The sequence below is a fragment of the Pseudomonas sp. DF11 genome, assembly GCF_058148565.1.
Genome location: NZ_JBYVYN010000016.1, coordinates 1 through 19,735, shown reverse-complemented (window position 1 = coordinate 19,735; position 19,735 = coordinate 1). Strand labels below are relative to the sequence as shown.

Annotated in this window: 16 protein-coding genes, 1 tRNA gene, 1 rRNA gene and 1 pseudogene; 5 read left to right on the top strand and 14 right to left on the bottom strand. The window is 61.8% G+C overall.

The features are described 5' to 3' along the window. Nucleotides 1-35 precede the first annotated feature (35 nt). Nucleotides 36-1,478, bottom strand: coding sequence for an NADP-dependent succinate-semialdehyde dehydrogenase (gabD, locus tag AC30D9_RS28615; protein ID WP_134922329.1), 1,443 nt, complete (start codon nucleotides 1,476-1,478; stop codon nucleotides 36-38). Nucleotides 1,479-1,828: 350 nt separating this feature from the next. Between gabD and AC30D9_RS28610 the strand changes: the two genes are divergently transcribed. Further along, nucleotides 1,829-1,905 (top strand) — tRNA-Arg (locus tag AC30D9_RS28610). A gap of 62 nt (nucleotides 1,906-1,967) precedes the next feature. Here AC30D9_RS28610 and AC30D9_RS28605 read toward each other — a convergent pair. The 3 genes from AC30D9_RS28605 to AC30D9_RS28595 form a co-directional block, all read right to left on the bottom strand. Next, nucleotides 1,968-2,585 carry a hypothetical protein gene (locus tag AC30D9_RS28605; protein ID WP_134922328.1) on the bottom strand — a complete coding sequence of 206 codons (618 nt, stop codon included), beginning with the start codon at nucleotides 2,583-2,585 and terminating at the stop codon, nucleotides 1,968-1,970. Further along, on the bottom strand, nucleotides 2,582-3,154 hold the full coding sequence (locus AC30D9_RS28600) for an RNA polymerase sigma factor (protein ID WP_490145325.1): 573 nt from the start codon (nucleotides 3,152-3,154) through the stop codon (nucleotides 2,582-2,584). Before AC30D9_RS28600 ends, AC30D9_RS28605 begins: the two co-directional genes overlap by 4 nt. 165 nt (nucleotides 3,155-3,319) lie before the next feature. After that, nucleotides 3,320-4,993, bottom strand: coding sequence for a vWA domain-containing protein (locus AC30D9_RS28595; protein ID WP_490145324.1), 1,674 nt, complete (start codon nucleotides 4,991-4,993; stop codon nucleotides 3,320-3,322). A 207-nt stretch (nucleotides 4,994-5,200) separates the two neighbouring features. On the opposite strand from AC30D9_RS28595, the gene AC30D9_RS28590 reads away from it, so the two are divergent. Further along, entirely contained in the window at nucleotides 5,201-5,812 is a 612-nt protein-coding gene (locus AC30D9_RS28590) for a hypothetical protein (RefSeq protein WP_490145323.1), read from the top strand. 10 nt (nucleotides 5,813-5,822) lie between these two features. Continuing rightward, complete coding sequence (locus AC30D9_RS28585; protein WP_134922324.1) at nucleotides 5,823-6,410, top strand: hypothetical protein; 588 nt, start codon at nucleotides 5,823-5,825, stop codon at nucleotides 6,408-6,410. A gap of 88 nt (nucleotides 6,411-6,498) precedes the next feature. Here the strand turns inward: AC30D9_RS28585 and AC30D9_RS28580 are convergent, their stop codons facing one another. From AC30D9_RS28580 to AC30D9_RS28570, 3 genes are all read right to left on the bottom strand, one after another. After that, nucleotides 6,499-7,812: an MFS transporter gene (locus AC30D9_RS28580; protein WP_490145322.1), complete on the bottom strand. Its 1,314-nt coding sequence runs from the start codon at nucleotides 7,810-7,812 to the stop codon at nucleotides 6,499-6,501. 38 nt (nucleotides 7,813-7,850) lie between these two features. Continuing rightward, on the bottom strand, nucleotides 7,851-8,024 hold the full coding sequence (locus AC30D9_RS28575) for a hypothetical protein (protein ID WP_167659291.1): 174 nt from the start codon (nucleotides 8,022-8,024) through the stop codon (nucleotides 7,851-7,853). Nucleotides 8,025-8,179: 155 nt separating this feature from the next. Beyond that, nucleotides 8,180-8,740, bottom strand: coding sequence for a YbhB/YbcL family Raf kinase inhibitor-like protein (locus AC30D9_RS28570; protein WP_307576563.1), 561 nt, complete (start codon nucleotides 8,738-8,740; stop codon nucleotides 8,180-8,182). Nucleotides 8,741-8,879: 139 nt separating this feature from the next. On the opposite strand from AC30D9_RS28570, the gene AC30D9_RS28565 reads away from it, so the two are divergent. Continuing rightward, nucleotides 8,880-10,412 (top strand): FAD-dependent oxidoreductase, encoded by a 1,533-nt coding sequence (locus tag AC30D9_RS28565; protein ID WP_490145321.1) that lies wholly within the window; start codon nucleotides 8,880-8,882, stop codon nucleotides 10,410-10,412. Between the two features lie 67 nt (nucleotides 10,413-10,479). Here the strand turns inward: AC30D9_RS28565 and pgaD are convergent, their stop codons facing one another. The 7 genes from pgaD to rrf all read right to left on the bottom strand — a co-directional run bounded on the left by pgaD (nucleotide 10,480) and on the right by rrf (nucleotide 19,676). Then, nucleotides 10,480-10,986 carry a poly-beta-1,6-N-acetyl-D-glucosamine biosynthesis protein PgaD gene (gene pgaD, locus AC30D9_RS28560; RefSeq protein ID WP_134922320.1) on the bottom strand — a complete coding sequence of 169 codons (507 nt, stop codon included), beginning with the start codon at nucleotides 10,984-10,986 and terminating at the stop codon, nucleotides 10,480-10,482. Next, the gene (gene pgaC, locus AC30D9_RS28555) at nucleotides 10,983-12,338 is read right to left on the bottom strand and encodes a poly-beta-1,6-N-acetyl-D-glucosamine synthase (RefSeq protein WP_046065579.1); all 1,356 of its coding nucleotides are present in this window, start codon (nucleotides 12,336-12,338) and stop codon (nucleotides 10,983-10,985) included. The genes pgaD and pgaC overlap by 4 nt, the downstream gene beginning before the upstream one ends. A 1-nt stretch (nucleotide 12,339) precedes the next feature. Further along, complete coding sequence (gene pgaB / locus AC30D9_RS28550) at nucleotides 12,340-14,337, bottom strand: poly-beta-1,6-N-acetyl-D-glucosamine N-deacetylase PgaB (protein WP_490145320.1); 1,998 nt, start codon at nucleotides 14,335-14,337, stop codon at nucleotides 12,340-12,342. Between the two features lie 12 nt (nucleotides 14,338-14,349). Beyond that, nucleotides 14,350-16,830, bottom strand: coding sequence for a poly-beta-1,6 N-acetyl-D-glucosamine export porin PgaA (gene pgaA, locus AC30D9_RS28545; protein WP_490145319.1), 2,481 nt, complete (start codon nucleotides 16,828-16,830; stop codon nucleotides 14,350-14,352). A gap of 243 nt (nucleotides 16,831-17,073) precedes the next feature. Then, nucleotides 17,074-18,579 (bottom strand): YdgA family protein, encoded by a 1,506-nt coding sequence (locus AC30D9_RS28540; RefSeq protein ID WP_134922316.1) that lies wholly within the window; start codon nucleotides 18,577-18,579, stop codon nucleotides 17,074-17,076. A gap of 158 nt (nucleotides 18,580-18,737) precedes the next feature. Continuing rightward, nucleotides 18,738-19,373, bottom strand: a complete 636-nt coding sequence (locus tag AC30D9_RS28535; protein ID WP_025569814.1) for a hypothetical protein — start codon at nucleotides 19,371-19,373, stop codon at nucleotides 18,738-18,740. A gap of 187 nt (nucleotides 19,374-19,560) precedes the next feature. Beyond that, nucleotides 19,561-19,676 (bottom strand): 5S ribosomal RNA (gene rrf, locus AC30D9_RS28530). Here rrf and AC30D9_RS28525 point away from each other — a divergent pair. Continuing rightward, a pseudogene (locus AC30D9_RS28525) lies at nucleotides 19,666-19,735 on the top strand (hypothetical protein); the annotation flags it as partial. The gene rrf and the pseudogene AC30D9_RS28525 sit on opposite strands and share 11 nt — an antisense overlap.

Here is a 19,735-nt window from a genome sequence, read left to right as displayed (position 1 = left end):
GACAGCGCTCTCGTGCCCTTTGCGCTTGAAGCGGATCAGATACCCAGGCAGAGGTACTTGATTTCCAGGTAATCCTCGATGCCGTACTTGGAGCCTTCACGGCCCAGGCCCGAAGCCTTGATGCCGCCAAACGGCGCGACTTCGTTGGAGATCAAACCAGTGTTGACACCGACCATGCCGTATTCCAGGGCTTCGGCCACACGGAACACACGACCCAGGTCGCGGGCATAGAAGTACGAGGCCAGGCCGAACTCGGTGTCATTGGACATCGCGATCACTTCGGCTTCGTCTTTGAAGCGGAACAGCGGCGCCAGCGGGCCGAAGGTTTCTTCCTTCGCCACGGCAGCGTTCGATGGCACGTTGGTCAGGATGGTCGGTTCGAAGAAGTTGCCTTCCATCGCCTTGCCGCCCGACAGCACGGTCGCGCCTTTGCTGACTGCATCGGCGATGTGTTCCTGCACCTTGGCGACCGCCTTGCCGTCGATCAACGGACCGGTGGTGGTGCCATCGTCCAGACCGTTGCCGATCTTGAGCTTGGCAACCGCCGCCTTGAGTTTTTCGGCGAATGCGTCGTACACCGAATCCTGGATGTACAGACGGTTGGCGCAGACACAGGTCTGGCCGTTGTTGCGGTATTTGGAAATGATCGCGCCTTCCACGGCCTTATCCAGGTCCGCGTCGTCGAACACGATGAATGGTGCGTTGCCGCCCAGTTCCAGGGAGACTTTCTTGATGTCCTTGGCGCATTCGGCCATCAGCTGGCGACCGATCTCGGTCGAGCCGGTGAACGACAGCTTGCGTACGATCGGGTTGCTGGTCAGCTCGCCGCCGATGTCGCCGGCACTGCCAGTGACCACGCTCAGCACGCCTTGCGGGATGCCGGCACGGTGCGCCAGCTCAACCAGGGCCAAGGCCGAGAACGGGGTTTGCGAAGCCGGCTTGATGACCATGGTGCAACCGGCAGCCAGGGCCGGGCCGGCCTTGCGGGTGATCATCGCGGCGGGGAAGTTCCACGGGGTAATGGCCGCGGTCACGCCGATCGGCTGCTTGATCACGATCAGGCGCTTGTCGGGCTGGTGGCCGGGAATCACGTCACCGTAGATGCGCTTGGCTTCCTCGGCGAACCATTCGATGAACGAGGCGGCGTAGACGATTTCGCCCTTGGCTTCGGCCAGCGGCTTGCCTTGTTCCAGGGTCATCAGGCGACCGAGGTCGTCCTGGTTCTCGATCAGCAACTCGTACCAGCGGCGCAGCTTGTTGGCGCGCTCCTTGGCCGTCAGCGCACGCCAGGCCGGCAGTGCCTTGTCGGCGGCTTCAATCGCACGACGGGTTTCGGCAGCGCCCATCTTCGGCACGGTGCCCAGTACTTCGCCCGTCGCCGGGTTGGTGACATTGATCGTCTGACCATTGTCCGCATCGACCCAAGCGCCATCGATAAAGGCTTGCTGGCGGAACAACTGGGTGTCTTTAAGCTGCATGTCGGCTTTCCTTAACAGCACCGCGCACGCGCGGAGCGAATTAGATTTGTAGAAAGGCGCCTCGGGGGCTGCCGTCAGGGAAATCATCCACCGGGCTGAAGCACAGAAATAACGCACATTAAGCACAGACGTGCGGTTCAGCACCCAGACAAGAGCGTTTGAAATCTCAAACGAATCCTAGGGCCGATGGGGGTGAAGGACAATAGGCTGTTCGAAAAAAAGAACGAAAAATACGAATTTGTCCGATTTTTCTGATCAGCGTAGACGCCGCCAGCCCTGGCTCAGGAAAACACCGGCAAATCAGCAGCATGGACGCACGCCATGCATATGAGTATCATGGCGCCCGCGTCGCACCAGTAGCTCAGCTGGATAGAGTACTGCCCTCCGAAGGCAGGGGTCGTGGGTTCGAATCCCGCCTGGTGCACCATCTTCAGAATCAAAAGCCCCTGGTCGCAAGGCCTGGGGCTTTTTTGTGGGCGCCGATCTCACTCAACGCTTTTGCAGCGCCTCCAACCGCGCCGGCAAATCCTCCTTGGGAAAACGCTTGTGCAGCGCCAGCAGCTTCTCATCAGCGGCCTTGCTCTCACCCGCCTCGCGCAAACGCAGGATTTCCATCAGACCTTGCTCCAGCGATGGCAGTGCAGCCGGCGCGGATTTGCTCATCTTCGCCGCTGGCTTTTCCGCCAATGATTGCACAGGGCTTTCCGGGACCCGGGCCAGTTCGCCTTGGGGCGCCATGCGGGTGATCGGTGCCGGAGCGGGCATGGCCGGCGGCGGTGCAGCGGCAACGGCGGGCGCTTGCCGATCGGCGGAAAACTCCATCGAGGCGGGTGAGGACAGCTCGTCATGAGGCACGGGCGAACGCAGCACCAGGCCGATCATCAGCGCCACGCCGGCGATCGTGGCGAATGCCATTTGCCAGCGCGGCCGTTGGCAGGCTTGCAGCCAGCGCGCCCACAAGCTTGGGACGGGTGTTGGCGCTTCGCGATGGGCGGCAGCCAGGATGAAAGTGTCCAGGGATGCGGGCGGTTCGCCGCCGGTGTGTTGACGGAAATGCTCGATCAGCCTTTCGTCGTCGGGATCCGGGATGTGTTTTGAATCAATCATGCGGGTACCTCCTCGGCCAGCAGTCGCTGCAATTTCTGCTGGGCGTAACGCAAGCGGCTTTTGACCGTTTCCAGCGGGGCGCCGGTCAAGGCAGCGATCTGCGGCAGCTCCAGGTCGCCGTGCAGGCGCAGCAGGAAGACTTCCCGCTGATCCTCGGGCAAGGCCTGCAACGCGGCGTCGAGACGGGCCTGATCGCGACTCAGGCTCAGTTGTTGCTCGGGGCTGCCGGTGTCGTCGGGCTGGACGTGAAGCTGCTCGTCGTAACTGTCGTGCAACGGGTTGTGGACCCCGTGTTTGCGCCAGTGGTCGATCAAGCGATTGCGGGCAATCTGGAACAGCCAGGTACGAAAACTCGCCCGGCCTTGTGGCTGGGTGGTGCTGCGGATCAGGCTGAGCCAGGTCTCCTGGAAGACTTCCTCGGCCAGTTCGGCCTTGTTGCTCAAGGATACGAGGAAACGGTAAAGCCCTAACCTATGGCGGGCGTAGAGGACTTCAAAAGAAGCCTTGTCGCCGTTGCGGTAGCGGGCCAGCAGCGATTCGTCGCTGGGAGGATCAAGCGCAGCGGGCATGTGGGTGGCGAACTCCTTTCGATGTGGAACAATCTTGCAAATTGCAGAGGATTCCGTGGGAGCGAGCCTGCTCGCGATGGCGTCAGGTCAGTCAACAATGATGGTGACTGGTCCACCGCAATCGCGAGCAGGCTCGCTCCCACCTTTGATCCGTTGTGCTCGAGATCAGCGCTTGGCCGCAGGCTCGAGGCTCTGGGCCAGTTCCACCAACTGCACAAACTCGGCACGCAGCCCAAACGGATCATCACCGCGGGCCGAGCGCGCCAATTGCGCGGTGTCCTTCAAGGTCATCGTCCCAGTGTAGCGTCCATCACCCTTGAGCTGCTGGGCAAACGCAGCCACGGCGGCCGAGAAGCGCAAGTCATCGCTGGTCTTGGCATCGTTTGGCGCGCTGTCGATAGGATGCTCGATCAATCGGCTGCTGCCACCCTCGGCGGGCTTGTAGCGTACGCGCAACATCGCCAGTTCTCCTGACCTGCCGTCCAGCTTGGGCGTGTTGGCATAACGCAGCGGCTCCAACCAGCCCTGCTCGCCTTTCGGGACAATTTCATACAACGCCGTCACCGTATGTCCGGCGCCGATCTCACCCGCATCGACCTTATCGTTGTTGAAATCCTCACGCTTGAGTGCGCGATTCTCATAGCCCAACAAGCGATACTCACTGACCTGGGCGGGGTTGAACTCCACCTGCAACTTCACATCCCGCGCCACCACCGCCAGGGTCGAGCTGAGTTGGTCCACCAACACCTTGCGCGCTTCGAGCAGGTTGTCGATGTAGGCGTAGTTACCGTCACCGGCGTCGGCCAGTTGCTCCATCAGGTGTTCATTGTAGTTATCCACACCGAAGCCCAGCGTTGTCAGGGACACGCCGCTTTTACGCTGGTCAACGGCCATCTGCTTGAGGCTGTCGAAATCGCTGACACCGACGTTGAAGTCGCCATCGGTGGCCAGCAGGATGCGATTGATGCCCTTGTCGATAAAGCTCTCCCGAGCCATTTGATAAGCCAGTTCGATCCCCGAGGCACCGGCCGTGGAACCACCGGCGTCCAACTGATCGATCGCATTGCGGATCTTCACCTTGTCGCGGCCCGAAGTGGGCTTGAGCACCACCCGGGATTCGCCGGCATAGACCACCAGGGACACTCGGTCCTGGTCACGTAGTTGATCCACCAGCAACTTCAGTGTGCTTTTGACCAGCGGCAGGCCTTCACGGCGGTCCATGGAACCGGAAACGTCCACCAGGAAGACCAGATTGGCCGGGGCCAGGTCCGCCACGGCGCGGTCGCTCGCCTTGATGCCAATGCGCAGCAGGCGGGTGTGTGGATTCCACGGTGACGGGGCCACTTCGGTGGTCACGCCAAAGGGGGAACCGTCGGTGGGCAAGGCATAGTGGTAAGGGAAGTAGTTGACCATTTCCTCCAGTCGCACAGCCCCTTCGGGCGGCAGGCTGCCTTGATTGAGGAAACGTCGCACATTGGCATAACTGCCGGTATCGACATCCACGCTGAAGGTCGAGACCGGCGTTTCGGCCACGCTGTGGATCGGGTTGTCCGGCAGTTTTTCGTACTGCTCACGCGGTTCGGCGCGATAACCCGCAGCGATGGCATCGTTCGCCACGCTTGGGGCGGGCATCGCCGCCGGCTTCATGAGCATGCGCTTGACCGTCGACTGGCGCACTTCGGCGATCTCGCCTTGCGGCACAGCGCTGGGCGCCACAGGCACCGGCTCGGACGGCCTGGCCGCCTCTCGGGAAGACAACCCACATCCGGCCAACGCCACCAGCAAAGTCACGGCGAAGCCCTGGGCAGCAGGACGCATAAAGGGGAGTGGACGGGACATGGACTGAACCTCGTGAGTGAATGATCCGTACACGAGCTCAGACGCAAGGCACTTACGGTTCGGGTTAACCGGTCGAAAATATTTTCCGGCGGCTGACAAGCCTCGCCATTTTCCTCTCCAGTCCCTTGATACCTTTGCGGTTTTCCCTCAAGTTACCGCCCCCCAGGTCGAGACATTAAAGTGCCATCAATCCTATAAGGACATTCCGTGCTCAAAACACTTCTCAAGGCCACCGCCCTCATCGCCACCCTGTCGATGACCGGCTGCGTGTCCTATACCGTCACCGGCCCAGTGGGCGCTCCGCAGCACCCAGCTCCCGTCAGCAGCCCGCGTATCGCACAAATCGCCGATGTCGCCGTGACTGCCCCCGATGTCAACGATGCCACGCGCACGGCCATCAGCCGCTCGCTCACGGCCCAGCTCAATCAGTACGTGCAGACCGGCGGCTACTTCAAGCAAGTCACCGAATACCCGACACGCCTGGGCGAGAACGACGTGCTGCTCAAATTCAACATGACTTCCCTCAAAGGCCACCGCGCACCGCACCCGGGCTACTTCCCCGGCGCGTTGCTGACGCTGACGGTCTGGATCTGGGTTAACGGCCCTATCTACGTCGACAGTTTCGACGTTGCCGGCAACCTGGTGATCGTCGACCGCGACGGCAAGGAACTGGCTGCGGCCAAGGAAGAGGTCAAGCTGGAGCGCAATGTTGGGCTGTATGGCCGCGAATACTGGGCGCCAACCATGGGCGCCCAGCAAATGAACCAGTTGGTCGCACAACTGCTGGACACCGCCACCGCGCGCCTGGCCAAACAATAAGGAGCAACACATGATGGGTTTCATCAAACACAGCCTGGTGCTGGCCGCCGTCCTGCTGACCGGTTGCGTGTCCTACTCGCAACACGAATTGCCCGACGTGAAGACCTGGCCACCAGCCGCCGCCACGCCAGCCGCCAAACCCAGCGCCTTCCTGCGCACCACAGCGCAGAACCAGGTCAACAGTGGCCCGGCCGTGGCTGCTTCGGGTGCCCAGGCCACCGCTTGGGAAACCTCCGTGGCCGAGACGTTCCGCGATTCCGGGCGCTTCGCGCGGGTCAGCACCGACAAGGTCGAGTCGGACATCTATGCCGAAGCTACCTTGAGCAACAACGAACAGTTCAGCATGGCCTCGGCCATCATCACCGGCGCGACCTTCTTCGTGATTCCCTCCACGGCCGAGAACACCTTCACCCTCGAAACGGTGTTCAAGGACAAGGACGGCAAGGAACTGGGCCGCGTGCAGAAAAGTGAGTCGGTGCGGACCTGGATGCATCTGGTGCTGATTTTTGGCATTCCGTTCCAGCAGGACACCCGCGACGTGGTACAGGCGCTGACACGTAGCACGTTGGAAGAGGCAGTGCAGCGGCGGTTGCTGTAAGGCAGAGGTCGCTAACATGACGTTCCTGGCGAACCACTAAGGAGTACTTAGTGGTTCGTTTTGAACAAGCGACTCTTGAGCAGGATCTTTACGACTCACAAGCCAAAGATACCGGCTCAACCTTCCCATGCCGCCCCGGGAAATACGCCGCCGCAGCCACGCCCACCGCCCCCATCACCACGCAATACCCCACGCACACCCACGGGCTCCACGGCACCAACGCGATCAACATCAACGGCGTCATGCTCGCCCACAATGCATAGGCGATGTTGTAGGTGAGCGAGATGCCGGACACGCGGATCTTCGGCGGGAACAGGCTGACCATCACCGACGGCACCGCGCCGACCACGCCGCAACCCAGGCCGGCCACGGCGTAGGCCAGGCCCAGCCAGGTGCTGCCGCTGATCAGGCTGGCGTAGAGCACGGCGATGCCCACGGGCAGCAACAGGCTGTAGAGCATGACGGTGCGCCAGGCGCCGAGGCGGTCGACGATGAGGCCGGCCAGGACGCAGCCGATGTTCAGGAACACGATGCCCAGGCTGCTCAGGGCGAAGGTGTGGCTGGGGGTCATGCCGAAGCTTTTCTGCATCACGGTGGGGGTGATGACCACGAACACCACCACGGCAGAGGTCAGCACGCAGGTCAGGATCGCGGCCGGCAGCAAGGCCTGGCGGTGATCGCGCAGGACTGTGCGCAGGGGCAGTTCCGCAGCGCCCTCGCGATTGGCTTGCAGGGCCATGAAGATCGGCGTTTCGCTCAGCCAGCGACGCAACCAGACGCCGATCACACCGAAGACCCCGCCGAGCAGGAACGGCAGGCGCCAGGCGTAATCGAGGATCTCCGCCGGTGTATAGATCCGCGCCAGGGCTGTGGCGGTCAGGGCGCCCAGCAGGTAGCCGAAGGTCAGGCCGGCCTGGAGGAAGCCCAGGGCATAGCCGCGATGACGCAGCGGTGCATGTTCGGCCACGAACACCCAGGCGCTTGGCACCTCACCGCCCACCGCCGCGCCCTGCAGGATACGCAGCGCCAGCAACAGCAACGGGGCGAAATAACCGATTTGCGCGTAAGTCGGCATCACTCCGATGAGCAGGCACGGCAAGGCCATCATCAGGATGCTCAGGCTGAATACCCGCTTGCGGCCCAGGCGATCGGCGAAGTGCGCCATGAGAATGCCGCCCAAGGGCCGGGCCAGGTAGCCGGTGGCGAAAATCCCGAAGCTTTGCAACAAACGCAGCCAATCGGGCATTTCCGGCGGGAAGAACAACTGGCTGAGAGTCAGGGCGAAGAAGACGAAAATGATGAAATCGTAGATCTCCAGCGCGCCGCCCAAGGCGGCCAGGCCCAGGGTCTTGTAGTCGGATCGGCTGAATCGGTCACCGGGTAAAACAGTGGTGGCAGTCATAGGCAGGTTTGAACGATAAGTTTGAGAGAGGCGACAGCTCAGTCGTCGCGATCATTGTCCGCCGATTGCATCGGTGGCTGGCCTGGCTCGGCGTCTTCGGCCTCGTCGGCAGGCAGGAAATCCTTACGGCTCTGGGCGATGGCCCGGCGTATCTCATCCCCCTTGGTGGGGCAGTTCAGGAGGCGGGCGATGCCGTCGGGTTTCTGCGTCATCGCCATCCTCCGGCATGAGTGAACAGGGGCTCGATAGTGCTCGCTTTTGGCCCATGATGCCAATTTTATGGTGTGGGGCCGCTTCGCAGCCCAGCGGGAGCAAGCCCCTCTCTAACCCCATCCCCTGGTTTAAACAGGGGGTGTGTTGTCCCGGGTCAGCGGTGATAACGGCGCACGACGCTGCTGTTGCGCAGTACGTGGCCTTTGATTTTTTCCATCAATTGCGCGCGCGTGAGGTCGGCAGGCAGGGCTTCCGGCGGCAGGTCCAGGGCGAAAAGCTGGATCAAGTAGTGGTGAGCGCTGTCGCCGATAGGCGGGCAAGGGCCGATGTAGCCGTGGGTGTTCTTGCTGTTGATGCCGCTCATGCCTTCCAACGAGGACTTGGTGCCGGCACCCGCCGGAATCTGCCGTGTGCCGGCCTTGATGCCGTAGTGGATCCAGTGGTCGACCCCTTGGCCCCTTTGACCGTCCGGGTCCAACATGACGATGGCGTAGCTGAGGGTTCCGGGTGGGCCGGCGTTCCAGCTCAGGGCCGGGGAAATGTTCTTGCCACCACAGGTGTTGGCGTCACTGGCCGCCGCCGCGGTGAAGAGGCGGTCGTCCGACACGCCGGGAATACTGAGGGTAAAACGCTCCTCGGCCTGGACAGCCCCTTGTGCGCACAGCACCAGGGCGACGGCCGCCAGCCAAGGGGAGAGAGAGTTCAATCGGGTCATACCGGGGCACCTTGTGCGTGTCAGGCCATGGACGGCTTGCGAACTATAGCCGCAGCTTCGCCAAGGTTGCAGTGACAATTACGCTGAAACTCGTCCCGGCCTTGTGACTCCAAAGGGAAACGCCTGCCGGAGAACGACCATGTCTCTGCATCAAGTCGCCCATTTCGCCGATGTTCGCGAAGACCGCGGCCTCGAAGTCAAAATCAATGACACGTCCATCCTGCTGCTGCGCTCAGGCGATCAGGTGCGCGCCTTCCAGGGCAAATGCCCGCATGCTGGCGCACCACTGGCCAAGGGTGCGGTGTGCCATGGAAGGCTGATTTGCCCATGGCACAAAGCGGCGTTCCGAACTGAAGATGGCGCCCTGTGCGAACCGCCGGCCCTCGACAGCCTGGCGCGCTATCACGTCGAGATCCGGGACGATGACGTCTGGGTCGACGATCAACCGCTGCCGACCGATAAGGTCCCACCGGCCGATGACTCGCGCACATTTGTCATCATCGGCGCCGGTGCGGCCGGCACGGCTTGCGCGGCGGCGTTGCGCGAAAAAGGTTTTGGCGGGCGAATCCAGTTGATCGACCGCGAAGCCGAGGCCGGCTACGACCGTACGGTGCTGAGCAAGTATGTGTTGGCCGGCGACATGGCAGTCGATGAGACTTCGTCGCTGCGCGATGAAACATATTTCACCCAGCAACGCATCGAAAGGCTCCACGGCGAGGTCACTCATCTGGACCCCGATGCCCGGCAAATCCAGCTCGCCGATGGCCGGTACCTGAACTACGACGCCGCGCTCATTGCCACGGGCGGGGTGCCGAAGACGCCAGCGCTGCCCGGTATCGATTTGCCGCAAGTCTTCGTACTGCGCTCGATCGCCCACGCCCGGCAGATTCTCGACACTGCCCGGCCAGGGCTACGGGCGGTGATCATTGGCGACAGTTTCATCGCCATGGAAGTGGCCTCGTCCCTGCGCAAGCGCGAGCTGAACGTCACCGTCGTGGCCCGGCACCCGGTGCCATTCGCCGCGCAATTGGGCGAGAGCGTCGGCCAAGCCATCCTGGCCCGGCATCGGGCCAACGGCGTGGTGTACAGCTGCGACAGCGAAGTGGTGCGGATCGAGGGGGCGGGCAAGGTCGAGGCCGTGGTGCTGGACAACGGCCAGCGCATTACCGCGGACCTGGTGATCATCGGCGTCGGCGTGCGCCCGGCCACCGAGCCGTTTGCCCAATTGCCAAGGGAACAGGACCAGTCACTGTCCGTTGATGCGGGCATGCGCGTGACTGATGGCTTATGGGCCGTCGGTGATATCGCGACCTTCCCCCTGAACGGCCAGCCCCAGCGCATCGAGCACTGGCGCCTGGCCCAGCAACAGGCCCGCATCGCCGCCGCGAACATGCTCGGCGGCGACGAGCACTATCTGGACGTACCGTTTTTCTGGACCTATCACTTCGGCAAACGCTACGACTACCTCGGCCACGCCGAACATTGGGACGAGGTGGAATTCAAGGGCACGCCCGAGCATCCGCCGTTTATTGCCCTACTGGGCAAGGACGGCCTCGTTGCCGCCGCAGTGGCCTGCGATGAAGGCCGGGCCATGGCGGCGTTGGCACAGCGAATGAAACAACCGTTGCCGGTAGATGAGGCATGGCGGCTGATCCGGGATTTCTCCACGTAGATCTGGACGCCACCCCAAATCCCCTGTGGGAGCGAGCCTGCTCGCGAAAGCGTCGGCACGGCTTGCATCAATGTACGGACTGATCCGCCGGCAAATGGATAATCCGTGGCCGCTCCAATGGCGCCAGGGGCGGTGGCTGCAAGTCCGGGCTGAGCAGGTGGAAATGCGGTACTACGTGGCTGATGTCGCCGTCCTGGTTGTTGTGAATAATCTTCGAGCCGGGCTGACGCAAGGTATCCAGGCGCTCGCCGCTCAACTTGAAACTGGCGCTCAAGCCCTGGTCATCCACCACCGGAGCCGGCAGCCGACGCTGGGCAAAGCTGCGGCTTTTGCGCTGTTGATAACGCGCCCAGGTAATCAACAACACCGCGTTGACCAAGGCGATCCAACCATAGATCTGCAAGGTCCCCAGGGTGTCGAACAACGCCCCTCCCAAACGCGGGCCAGCCTGGCTGTCGAACAATGGCCACAATCCATTGACCAGCAAGTACAACAACCCCACCCACGCCAGCACGGTAAAAAACGCATCGATGACCACCAGAAAAGGCCGTTGCCGGGTCCTGATAATTTTCATCGGATCACTTCCTCTTCCTGATCATCGAACGGTTTGATACCGCGATCCGGACTGATCCAGCGCGCACGCTTCTGATGCTGCCCGAACAGCACTTTGGGAAAACTCACCAGGGTGGTGAAAAGGCTGATCAGCCAGAACACCAACGGGTACCAGACCACCCAGAACATGATGTGCCACAGGCCTTTTTCGTAGCGCCGATCGATCAGGATGCTCACCGCGAACTGCAGCAGGCACACCACTGCCAGCAACAGGCCGGTGAAGGCCGGCGGCATCAGGTGATCCACGGCGATGGCCGCTGGCATCTCGACGAATTTGCCGGCGCCCCAGAAAATCACCGACAGCAGGAACGTGAATGCCCAACCGGTGGACAGGCAGTATTCGAACAACAATGGCCACAGGTAGCGGTGACGGTATTGCCAGATGCCACGGATGTTCTTGAACAGTACCTCGGCGCCACCCTGGGCCCAGCGCAGGCGTTGCCGCCACAGGCCACGCAGGGTTTCGGGCATGAGGATCCAGCACAACGCGCGGGGTTCGTAGAAGATGCTCCAGTGATCCAGCTGCAGCTTCCAACTGATGTCGATGTCTTCGGTGATCATGTCCGGGCTCCAGTAGCCAACCCGGTGCAGGGCCGTGCGACGGAACGCGACGATCACGCCGGACACGGTGAAGATCCGCCCGAAAACCCGCTGGGTACGCTTGATCAGGCCAATGATCGAGGAGAACTCGCCGACCTGGACCCGGCCCACCAGGGTCGAGCGGGTGCGGATGCGCGGGTTGCCGGTCACTGCGCCGAGGCGGGCGTTATCCAGCATCGGCGCCACCAGGTAAGCACAGGTGTTCGGCGCCAGCAGCGCGTCACCATCGATGCACACCAGGTATTCACTGCGCGCCGCGATAGCACCCATGCGCAGGGCCACGGCCTTGCCTTGGTTTTCCGCCAGGTGCAGCACGCGCAGGCGGGGGTCTTCAGCCGCCAATTGGTCGAGCATCTGGGCAGTGTTGTCTTTGGAGCCATCGTTGATGGCGATGACTTCGATGTTCGGGTAATGCTGGCCCAGGGCCGCGTGAATGGTGTCGGCGACGTTATCGCCTTCGTTGAAGCACGGGATCAGGATGCTGATCAACGGCTCGCCAGCCAGGGGCGGTGGCAAGGTGTCGTCCTTCCACGGCCAGTGGCGCTCCCAGTGCAGCCAGAAATACAGGCCGCCGGCGATCCACAGCCCGGACATGAACAGCGGGTAAAAGAACACGAAGTCCATCAGGAATTGCCCGGTGACCAGGAAGATCAGGCCCAGGGGCACCCCGAGGACAATCGCCAGCACCAGCAGGGCGAGCAGTCTGTCGAGCATGTCAAGGATTCCACTTGTTGGAGAGCGCCGGCCGTACGGCTTTCACGGCAGGCTGGTCTTCGATGAAGTTGTCCGGGTAGTAGCCGAAACTGGTCACGCCTTGACGCTTGAGGCGCCCCATCCAGTCGGCCAGGAGTTCGTCGTCAACGTCGGCCACCGGTTGGCTGTCCCAGTCGCGCGCCTGCAACTCGAACACCGTGCGCTTGAGTGCATCGGGCCGGTTCTTGACGGTCTGGACCAGGCGTTCCAACCAGGGGCCGGACTGCGCGCGAGTCTGCTTTTCCATCAGCGGCATGGCCATTGGCGCCGTCCAGTCATAGGCCCCGAGGAAATCGTCGAGGTTCTGGGCGAACCAGGCTTCGCTTTCCGGATTGAGCATCGGCTCGGCAAAGATGTTGCGCGCCGTCAGCACCTGTGGGCCGCGAATTGCCCGCACCTTGGCGGTGAGCTCGTGGGTGAAGTCGATCAGGTAGCGGCTCTTGAAGCGGGTCCAGCGTTGCATCGCCGCAGGATCGTCCCGCAGGGCGGCAATGGAGGTCGACAGGCCGTTGGCGGCATAGACTTTCAGAGCGGCGGGGCTGGCATCCTCGAAGTCGGAGAACACCGCATCGTCATGGTACAAAACGCCGTCCAACGAGCTCATCCGCGCCAGGTCTTCATAGATCTCACCGATGACCTTGCGCACGTTCGGGTCGAACGGCGACAAACGCACGTACTGGTCCGGGGCGACGCCGACCTTGCCGGTTTGCGGATCCCAGCGCTGTACTCGCGGTAGCTTGGCGTCCAGGGCGAAACTGAGCACCGGCATCCAGGCATAGACCTTGGCATTGGCCCGAGTGCGCAATTGCCAGGCAACCCGGTCGAACAGATCGGCCCGTACAGGCAGGTGGCGGTTGGGGAAGTACAACGAATGCACGAGGCCGTCGCCTTTCGGATCGGCAAAGGCTTGCAGGAACACCGTATTGGCGCCCAGGTCAGCAATGCGCTGGACCAACTTGCCGACATTGGCTTCCTGCTGCACCGGGTCCGGGTCGTAGACGTAATCCAGGTCGACATGCACCACGCGCATGGGGTCAATCGTCTGCACCGACACGATGCTTTCAGCGAAATGGGCACCGTCCGGATCGGAGGCCACCAAAAAGCGTGGGCCGCTCATCAGGTTATCCAGGCTGTCGAGACCGTCCTCCAGGGTCAGGGCCATCTGATAGCCCTCACTGCCAATCACCTGCAACGCCGTGCCGTCGGCCTCGCCGTATGGCCAGACCCAGACGCGCGGACTGTAGCCGGCGACCTTGCGGATTTTTTCGGAAATGGCCACCACATCCTTGCGCAGGCGAGCCTGGAAATCGGCCTCGGTCTCATAGCGACCGGTGACCGGATCGTAGCGCCGGGTGGTCGCGGCGGGTTGCTGGTTGCCTTGCGGGTTGGCGAGGACGCCTTTGTGGTTGGCGTCGGTGTGGGCGGCGATTTCCACCAGGCCCGATTTCGACACCTCGCGAATCTGCTCCCAGGTCAGGAACTCGGAACGCTTGCGCGGCACGCCGGCGAAGTCCACCGTCTGGTTCAGCGGCGTATCCACCCAACTGCCGACCGGGGCGAGGATCGCCGGCCAGTTATAGGCTCGCAGAATGGGCATGACGCGGGTGTAGAAGCTTGAGTAGCCGTCGTCGAAACTCAGCAGCACCGCACGCGGAGGCAGTTCCGGGCCGCCATTGCGGGCCGTGATGATCTGGTCCACCGTGACCGGCTGGTAGTTGTTCTCCCGCAGCCACGCCAGTTGTTCGATCAGGCGTTCGGTACGCACCGCCACCAGCGCCTGGTCCGGGTCCCGGTCGTTGACATCGTGGTAGGCGATGCCAAGCACATGGTTCTTCGGCCACGGGGCATCATTGGCTGCCACCGGGCGCTGCGAGGGTGGCGTGAACGCCGGGGCTTGCTGGGCACAAGCGCTGATCAGCAAGACCCCCAGCAGAAGGATGAATCGCGAAATGACAGGCATCTTCAAACTCTTCTAGAAGCGATAGGTGAGGTCGACAAGCAGGCGCAAATCGCTTTCGCGATCGCCGTCGTAGGGGCGGTTGAGCCAGCTCAGCGCGGCACCTGCCTCTAGCACGTCGTTCCAGATGAAACGCTGGCCGTAGCTGAGCAACCCCATGGCCGCAGTGTTGTAGTCGCGCTGGCTGTAGGTACCGGCACCGACCTGGAACTGCTGGCTCCACGTGGTCTCGTAGCGGCGGTACAACACGTGGTTGGCACTCACGGTCGGCATGACGCTGAAATCCGTTTTCGGATTGAAATAAGGCACTTCGTTGGAACCGCTGTTGCGGCTGGCGCCCACTTCCAGCCCCAGCTCCACTTGCAGGCGCGGCGCGCTATAGATGCCTTCACGGCCGGTCAGCTGGGTTTCGAGGCGGTTATTGCCATCGCTGAAATGGGACGGGCTGACAGCCAGTCGCCACTCGCGGCTTTCATTGGCGCGCCAACGAACAAAACCACTGCCGCCATTGGCGCGGACGCCGCTGTTGAGCGCCCGCAGCGGGGTATTGGCCGAGAGATAGTCCAGGCTGCCGCCGTACTGCCAGTGGTCGTCGATATCCCGCGCCACGGCCACGCGCGCGCCCTGCTTGTCGCCGGAACCATAGGAATGATTGGAAACCTCGGCTTCCAGGGTCATGTCGCGGGTGCGACGCTCTACGCCCAGGCGCTGCCAACGGTGGTGGCCGGTACCTTCCTCGAAATCACCGGTGGCATAGCCGGAACCGCCGAACAGCCGCCAATCCTCATCGATGGGCGGGCTGTAGAGCAGGGTTTCGATACCAAAATCCCGACTGCCAGTGACTGCACCGGCGTCACCGTTACCACCGCCATAGCTCTTGCCGGTGTAGGCCTCGATGCGCAGCTCGGCCATGTCGTGCACCTCGCGCTGGCGTTGCAGGCGTTTGACATGGGCGTTTTCCGGATAGCGGGCGACCACGTCGTCGGTCAGCGCATCCATCTGCCGCCATTCCTGCAGATCCATGGCGGCGCGGGCCTGGGCGATTTCCAGGTCACGGTTGCGCGGGATCGTCGCCTCGACTTCCTTGAGCAGGTTTTCCGAACGACGCGGCCAGTCACGGGCCTGGTACAGATCGGCCTGGGCCAGGCGCATGCCGGTGTTGCCGGGGCCTTGGCTGACCAAGGTTTCCAGGCGCGCCTCGGCAGAAGGCAGGTCGGCGCCGTAAGTGCCGGCCTGGGCGGCGAGTTGCTGGGCGTCCATCCATTCATCGTTGGGATTGCCGATCGGCAGGCCCTTGAGCTCGATGCGCGGGCGCTGGGATTTCGCCATGTCTTCGGCCAGTGCGCGGGCTTCTTCGGATTGTTCACTTTCCAGCAACGCGTAATAGAGCGCGGTACTGTCCTCAAAACGCTCCGCAGGATCGGCATCCGGCGCCGCCAGTACCCGGCGGTACAGTTCGACGGCGATCTCTGGCTCACGTTGTTCCAGATAGGAAGAGGCCACCCAGCGCAGGGCATAGGTAGGAATGCTCACGCCCTCGGCGATCAGCTTCTGGTACTCGGCAATCACTTCAGCGCGCCGGGCGCGGGCATTGAGGGCGCCCATGCGGTCGATGCGCCAACGCAGCACGTCATCATGGGCTTCGGCCACCGGGGTCCAGGTGGCGAGCAACTTGTCGTAGTCGGCCAGGGCACGGTCGGCAATGACGAAGCGCTCCTGTTCGCTGCGGCTGGCCATATCCGCCAGGCGCACCCGTTCGGCTGCCACGTCACCCTCCAGGCGCCGCTGCACGCCACGGTCGATCAACCCAGGCTGTAAGCGCGCCAGGCGCAGCGCCGGCTCGGGCAGCCGCGCGCGTTGCAGGGCATAAATATATTCGCGCGCAACCTCCGGGCTGTTACCGGCGCGGGTGAAGGCCTGGTCGTATTCGAACAGCGCTTCGTGGGGGTCGTTGGCGCGGGTCAGGGCATAACCCAGCGCCAGTCGACGCATCGGATCTGCCGGTTTGGCGGCGACCATGGCCTTGGCGCGAGTGACGGCCTCGTCGGGCTGGCCTGCATCGGCCTGGGTCAAGGCCAGGCCGAGTTGCAGGTCAGGATTCTGTGGGTCGATCACCAAGGCCTGGCGGTACAGCTCGGCCGCCGAATCCCAACGCTTGAGGTTGCGATAGGCGCGAGCCGTAGCGGTCAAGGCCTGTACGGGCAGCGCTCGGTTGCGGCCCTGGGCCTCATAGACCGCCACCACCTCGGCGTCGAGGCCGGCCCAACTGGCGATCTGCAGGTGATCACTGATTTGCGCGGTGCTGGCCTGGGCAGCCGGCACTTGGCGCAACGCAGTCAACGCGGGCGTGTAATGGCCGGCACGGGCATCGAGCACCATCTGGTCATAGGCCGTATCGGCAAACGCCAGCATCGGCCAGCACAATTGACTGCACAGTGCGACGCGAAACAACGGGCGCAAACCACGTTGAACAAAAGGACCCACAGTACGCGGCATTCGTCAGCATCCTTACATGGCCAGCCGGGTCGCAGTGCCCCCTTGCCCATCAAACAGGAAGCCGGATCAAAGGAATCCAGCCAAGCTCTAATGGGCCTAGTCTTGCACTCCTGGGCAGGTGATTTTCCAGAACGCCACAATTCTTCAGAATCGGCGCAGATTTCGGCGCGGGGAATCGTTGAACATAAAAAAACCCGGCCCGTGCGCAATGCACGGGCCGGGTTTGGGTATTGCTCGAAGGAGTTACTGAACGGCGACGCCGCCGCCCAGCTTGCTCATGACGAAGGCGGTGAATTGTTCAACGGTCATCTTCTGGCCGTTGAAATCGACCTGATTGTTGGCGTAGTGCAGCTTGGTAACCACATCGTTGCCTTCAAGTTTCGCCAGCTCTGTACCAACGGCCATGGCGCTGAACATATCGCTGGTGGCAGTGGCTTGATCGGCAATCAGCTTGGCATCGGTCTGGCCTTCCATCTGTGCCTGTACCGTCATCAGGTCCACCAGCATCGGCTTGGAGACCTTGAGGTTGAAATCCAGCAGGGCGAGCAATTGACGTCCCAATTCATCCGGTGGCAGGTCCATGGACTGTGGCTTGGCCAGATCAACGATCAGGTTGGCGCGGCTTTCACCGTTGGCGGTGCTGAACGACAGGTTTTCCAACGCCACTTGCGGGGCACCGGCCAGGAGTTTCTCCAGATCAGCCTTGACCTGCGCCTCTTCGGCCTCGGTCAGGCTCAGTTCTGGCGCCGGCTCACCGGCAGCAGCGGCCTCGGCAGCCGCTTTTTCGTAGGGTTGCAGCTTGGTCTGGTAAATCTGCATCAGCGACATGGTAGCCGGGATGTCCAGGTTCTTCAGGCTGACCGCCATTTGCGCCGAACCAATGGTCTTGTCGTTGAACGACAGCTCACCGAGCTTGTAATCGGCACGCCCCGAAGCGCTGGTACCGCTCTCGGTGCTGCTGTTCTTCATCTCGAAGTTCTTCAGGCCCAGCACCGACTTCGGCTCACCGAAGGTGGCCTTGGTGCTGCTCAACAACAGGGTGTTGTCACCCATGTAGTAACCGTAGGAGCTTTTGCTCAGGTTGCTGGCCAATGTCAGTCCGTTCAGCTCGACCTGCACCGGAGTCTGGTCTTCGGCAACGGTGGTCAGTTTGAAGCTGTCCATGTAGCCATCGGCCTTGATCTTCTGGCCTTGGGCGCTGGCGGCCAGGTCGATTTTCAGCCCGGAGAAGGTGAGCTGGGATTGCTCATCCAGCTTGGTGTCCAACGGCAGCAGCTCGTAGCTGCCATTGATGGACTGGTCGTAACCCAGGTTGACTACACCCTGGAGCGGCGATTGATCCTTGGTGGCGGCGAACCACTTGTCAGTCAGTGGATTGCGCTCGAGGGAGGTGTGACTGGTGGCCATGACCGGCAGCCATTTGAGCGTTATCAAGCGCGAGAACGGCAGCGGGCCGTGTTCGATCCGATCAACGAAGAGCAGCTCGATCGGCTCACCACCGAATATCTCGCCTTCACCTTTGAGGCGGTAGTGGGCGGTGCTGCTGAACGTTCCACGGTCCATGGAAACCAGCTCCAGGGTGGCGCTGCTGTTGGACCCGGCCAAGGCTGTCTGCATCTGCTTGTTGCTATCGGCAATAGCGTTCGTCAACACGCCTTCGAGTTTGGTCCCGGTGTACCAGGCGCCGCCCGCGCTGATAGCACCAACAGCCACAACGATTCCCAGAAGTACGCTTGCTGATTTATTCATGAGTGACCCGATCGATATCCATGGTTGAAGAAAGCCGTCGTCTTCCCTGACCCGCAAAGGGTGTGGCTCGACGCCGCAAAGAGGAAGGGGAGATTACCATCAGGCACACCTGCGGGCCCAATGTTTAAAGGGGCAAAAACGTTTTCTTGAGAGGTGGTCTACGAATATTGGACTTCGATCTCGTCGAGCTGGTGGTCGAAAGTCTTGAGGCGGGCCGTCCAGGTGTACACCAGCACTTCGAAATCGCGATTGATCACCGCGGCCCCCGATGAGTCTGCGCGTGTATCGCAGAAATCCAGTTGGTAGCGTTCACGCGCCATGGCGTTAGCCACGTCGCACAGCTCTCGGGCGTTGTTGAGCCAATGCCAACCATCCTGGGTGACTTGTTTATCCAGGGCAGCACATTGGGTTTTCAGGGCTTCCAGACTTTTTTCCAGCGGAGTTCCGGTGAGCTCCCCCATGACTTCCTGAAATGTGCGGCCGGGCTGCCAATAACTGCCCCAGAAATAACGGTCGAACACCGTTTCGACACGTCGCAGCGCAACCTTGGTATCCCAAATCAGCACCAGGGTTTTGCCTTGCTCAAGGTGTTTTTTCTTGATGCGTTGACCCTGAAGCGATGCCCAGGCCACGATTGCAATGGATATCACACCGATCAACGCCGCGGCGCTATCGAGGAACAACAGCGCTTTGTCGATTTGATGAGTGAGCATGACGCCATAGAAGTAAGTGGCCGAAAGCAGCAGCAGAGCCGCAAGGGCGCACCAAAAGCCGGGAGCATAAGGGTTTTTCATTATTGGAATCCCCATGACCAGTGACGTCGCGGGCCCCTTTGGTCGCCAGTGCCCGACTATCACAGCATAGCAACGGCGCTGGGGGTTTGCCGGGGCGTCGCCATTAATCGGAGGCTCGATCCGATTACCGGCCCAAAACGACAAAACCCCTGTCTGCTTCAGCAGACAGGGGTTTTGGGGAATTCAATCTTGACGATGACCTACTCTCACATGGGGAAACCCCACACTACCATCGGCGATGCATCGTTTCACTTCTGAGTTCGGGATGGGATCAGGTGGTTCCAATGCTCTATGGTCGTCAAGAAATTCTGTGACCAACCCGTTCAACAGCGACGTGTCGGTAAAATCGATGACTTCTACTA

Bases quoted from the DNA above. Each gene is read 5' to 3' on its own strand.
- gabD (WP_134922329.1), bottom strand. From the start codon at position 1,478: ATGCAGCTTAAAGACACCCAGTTGTTCCGCCAGCAAGCCTTTATCGAT.
- AC30D9_RS28605 (WP_134922328.1), bottom strand. From the start codon at position 2,585: ATGATTGATTCAAAACACATCCCGGATCCCGACGACGAAAGGCTGATC.
- AC30D9_RS28600 (WP_490145325.1), bottom strand. From the start codon at position 3,154: ATGCCCGCTGCGCTTGATCCTCCCAGCGACGAATCGCTGCTGGCCCGC.
- AC30D9_RS28595 (WP_490145324.1), bottom strand. From the start codon at position 4,993: ATGTCCCGTCCACTCCCCTTTATGCGTCCTGCTGCCCAGGGCTTCGCC.
- AC30D9_RS28585 (WP_134922324.1), top strand. From the start codon at position 5,823: ATGATGGGTTTCATCAAACACAGCCTGGTGCTGGCCGCCGTCCTGCTG.
- AC30D9_RS28580 (WP_490145322.1), bottom strand. From the start codon at position 7,812: ATGACTGCCACCACTGTTTTACCCGGTGACCGATTCAGCCGATCCGAC.
- AC30D9_RS28575 (WP_167659291.1), bottom strand. From the start codon at position 8,024: ATGACGCAGAAACCCGACGGCATCGCCCGCCTCCTGAACTGCCCCACC.
- AC30D9_RS28570 (WP_307576563.1), bottom strand. From the start codon at position 8,740: ATGACCCGATTGAACTCTCTCTCCCCTTGGCTGGCGGCCGTCGCCCTG.
- AC30D9_RS28565 (WP_490145321.1), top strand. From the start codon at position 8,880: ATGTCTCTGCATCAAGTCGCCCATTTCGCCGATGTTCGCGAAGACCGC.
- pgaD (WP_134922320.1), bottom strand. From the start codon at position 10,986: ATGAAAATTATCAGGACCCGGCAACGGCCTTTTCTGGTGGTCATCGAT.
- pgaC (WP_046065579.1), bottom strand. From the start codon at position 12,338: ATGCTCGACAGACTGCTCGCCCTGCTGGTGCTGGCGATTGTCCTCGGG.
- pgaB (WP_490145320.1), bottom strand. From the start codon at position 14,337: ATGCCTGTCATTTCGCGATTCATCCTTCTGCTGGGGGTCTTGCTGATC.
- pgaA (WP_490145319.1), bottom strand. From the start codon at position 16,830: ATGCCGCGTACTGTGGGTCCTTTTGTTCAACGTGGTTTGCGCCCGTTG.
- AC30D9_RS28540 (WP_134922316.1), bottom strand. From the start codon at position 18,579: ATGAATAAATCAGCAAGCGTACTTCTGGGAATCGTTGTGGCTGTTGGT.
- AC30D9_RS28535 (WP_025569814.1), bottom strand. From the start codon at position 19,373: ATGAAAAACCCTTATGCTCCCGGCTTTTGGTGCGCCCTTGCGGCTCTG.